Raw genomic sequence first — 2802 nt, 5'->3', positions numbered from 1 at the left:
GGCTCTCGACCAGTTGCTCAAACAAGATATGATCGAGGGTGTTGCGACGACCGGTTGAATCCGCCCAATATGCTGCCGAAGTCTACCGACAATTTCTCGTCGACCACGGTCTGGCCGGCTCGATGGGCCGCAGAGGCAACCCTTATGACAACGCAACGGCGGAGAGCTTCATGAAGACGCTGAAGGTCGAAGCGGTCTATCCGATGGCCTATGAAACATTCGAAGAGGTGATCGACCACCTTCCCCGCTTCATAGAGGAGGTTTACAACACACAGAGACTTCATTCAGCGCTCGGCTATCTCAGCCCGCAACAGTTCGAGGATCAACACATCCGGCACACTGGCAAATCAGCAGCCTGATCGGTGTCCACCCAAGGGGCGCACTCCACGGACATATGCCGCGTGCAGAACTTATTGTTATTCTCAGCGCGATGCTGAGTCGGGTCCAGCTTCGATTTCTGTCCTGTGCTAAAATAGCGACCTTGAGCGGTCTAATGTTGCCGGGGCTCACCGCACCGCCTGTGCCCGACGCCGTATCGAGTCGTAGGCCTTCGTGGTTGGAGAATGGGCCCGCGGATTCCACGTTTCAGATGTACGTGAGAAGGTTTAGTCAACTGCCGGTTTACTCTTTTTCTAAAGCGGGCGGCTTAGTTTGCGTGGTAAGTCGACTGAGCTGAGGCTTACGGCAAAAAGGGGATAGCTTTGATATCTGCAACTAACGCTGAGCTCGACAAGCGACGTATTGCTGCCCTCCCGAAAGGTGTCTCGTGCGCATTCCCATTCTATGCTCAACGGGCATCCAGCGCCGAGGTCTGGGACGTCGAGGGAAATCGCTACATCGATTTCGTCGGGGGCATGGGAGCGCTCGCCGTGGGGCATGCGCATCCGAAGGTCGTTGCTGCTGTCCGGGAGCAACTCGATCGGTTTACGCACACGTTCTTCGGTACCGCTCCCTACGAAGGCTATGTTAGCTTGGCGGAACGCCTGAATGCCTTGGCGCCCATCAGCGCGGACGTCAAAACCTTTCTTGTCACAACGGGCGCCGAGGCCGTTGAGAATTGTGTTAAGATAGCCCGTTACTACACCAAGCGTCGCGGCGTCGTCGTGTTCAGCGGAGGATTTCACGGCCGCACGCTTCTGACACTTGGGATGACGGCTCAGGTTTCTCCCTACAAGGAGGGTTTCGGCCCTTTCCCAGGTGATATCTACCGCGTTCCTTATCCGTACAGTTATCGCGGTGTCTCTTCCGAAGACGCTCTCTCCGCCCTGGAGGCGCTGTTCGCGACGGAGCTTGAGCCGTCGGCGATCGCGGCAGTTGTCATTGAGCCCGTTCAGGGCGAGGGCGGCTTCCTCCCTGCCCCTGTCGATTTCATGCGCGGCTTAAGAGCAATATGCACCAAGCACGGCATCGTTCTAGTCGCCGACGAAGTCCAGTCGGGCTTTGCTAGAACAGGCCGGCTATTCTCAATCGAGCATTCGGGAGTTGAGCCGGATCTGATCGCAGCCGCAAAAAGCCTAGGCGGAGGATTACCCCTCGCTGCCGTCACAGGAAAAGCGGAGATCATCGACAGCGTCCACCCGGGAGGCTTGGGCGGCACCTACGCTGGAAACCCGCTCGCTTGTGCTGCGGCTCTGGCGGTTCTCGACGTCATCGATGAAGAACGTTTGTTCGAGAACGCGGAGAGGATCGGCGAACGGCTAGAAGCACACCTCAATCGTATCCGGCTGAAGACAAACCAGACAAACATTGGCGAAATCCGCCGTCTTGGCGCGATGCTCGGTGTGGAGTTCGTTGAGGAGACGGAAAGCCGGGTTCCAGCAGACGCCCTGGTGAGGGAAATTATCCAGCGGGCTTGGAAACGAGGCCTTCTCTTGGCCTCGGCTGGGCGCTACCACAATGTCATTCGCGTCCTCGTTCCGCTTACGATTTCCGATGATTTGCTCGACGAGGCTGTGGACATATTGGAAACGTCCATCCAGGAGTGTTCTGCAACCAATGTCGGATGACCAAGGCGCAGGCGAGCATGCTTTCTCAGGCCAAATCAGTCCTGACAGTACTTCACGCATGCTCGAATGTGCCCGGGAGTTTAGGCTTCGGCCCTTCGGACACCATAGCCCAGAGCTGCAGCGCTTACTCCACGTTTTGCGCAGTCTGCCGATTCCAGGCAAAGAAGCTCTGGTTTCGGTGGTTCCAAATAGGGAGTGGATGCTCGTCACGTTAACCGGAGAGAAAGATCGGCCATTTGTGCGGCACCAAGACCAAACTTTCACCGACTTGGCAGAGGCGGAGTGGGCAGTGTTCAAATTGCGCTGGAAGCGTGTTTTCGGCGGTGATCTGCGTCTAGAGGATGAGATTGAAAACGATAACCGGATACGCTGACAAGATCAGCGTCGCAGCCTGCGGGACCATCCGATTCAAGGTCAGTTGCGAAGGGCCGAATCCTGAATATTCCGCTCGCTTGGTCAGGCTTGTTTCAACTGAGCATCATCCAGAAGGTCCTGGGCTTGTGGAGCGGGACGTTCCGGCTTCCTTCGAAGGTGTATACAAGGGCCGTCATCAGCCTATCCGCACGGGTTCGTATGGACGCGTTAGCCATCCTACGCAGTTTCGGGCGCTCAAGAGTTTCACGGCGCGATGCCTCATATGGCCCACTCTGCCAGGTCGAGGCCGCCAGACAGTATTGTCCAGCTGGAACGCCGTTACCCAGGCTGGATTTTCGCTCGATATCGACGAAGGCGGCCGCCTGAGTTGCGTCGTTGGGAATGGATCTGGAGACGTGCATACAATCCGGTCCGACATTGC

At 57.0% G+C, this 2802-nt stretch carries 3 protein-coding genes; all 3 read left to right on the top strand.

Annotated elements, in window-relative coordinates; translation table 11 throughout:
* Positions 1–122: 122 nt before the first annotated feature.
* The 3 genes from ACWTU9_RS32985 to ACWTU9_RS32975 all read left to right on the top strand — a co-directional run bounded on the left by ACWTU9_RS32985 (position 123) and on the right by ACWTU9_RS32975 (position 2379).
* Positions 123–359: an integrase core domain-containing protein gene (locus ACWTU9_RS32985; protein ID WP_455861978.1), complete on the top strand. Its 237-nt coding sequence runs from the start codon at positions 123–125 to the stop codon at positions 357–359.
* A 342-nt stretch (positions 360–701) separates the two neighbouring features.
* On the top strand, positions 702–2006 hold the full coding sequence (gene gabT, locus ACWTU9_RS32980) for a 4-aminobutyrate--2-oxoglutarate transaminase (RefSeq protein WP_455861977.1): 1305 nt from the start codon (positions 702–704) through the stop codon (positions 2004–2006).
* Positions 1996–2379: a hypothetical protein gene (locus tag ACWTU9_RS32975; RefSeq protein ID WP_455861976.1), complete on the top strand. Its 384-nt coding sequence runs from the start codon at positions 1996–1998 to the stop codon at positions 2377–2379. Before gabT ends, ACWTU9_RS32975 begins: the two co-directional genes overlap by 11 nt.
* The last annotated feature ends 423 nt before the right edge of the window (positions 2380–2802 follow it).

This window comes from Mesorhizobium sp. 128a, assembly GCF_053848025.1.
The sequence above is the reverse complement of the archived record's forward strand: the minus strand, read 5'-3'. Positions and strand labels throughout refer to the sequence as shown.

What these genes read in the sequence shown, in the direction of transcription:
- ACWTU9_RS32985 (WP_455861978.1), top strand. Translation starts at nt 123, where the DNA reads ATGGGCCGCAGAGGCAACCCTTATGACAACGCAACGGCGGAGAGCTTC.
- ACWTU9_RS32975 (WP_455861976.1), top strand. Translation starts at nt 1,996, where the DNA reads ATGTCGGATGACCAAGGCGCAGGCGAGCATGCTTTCTCAGGCCAAATC.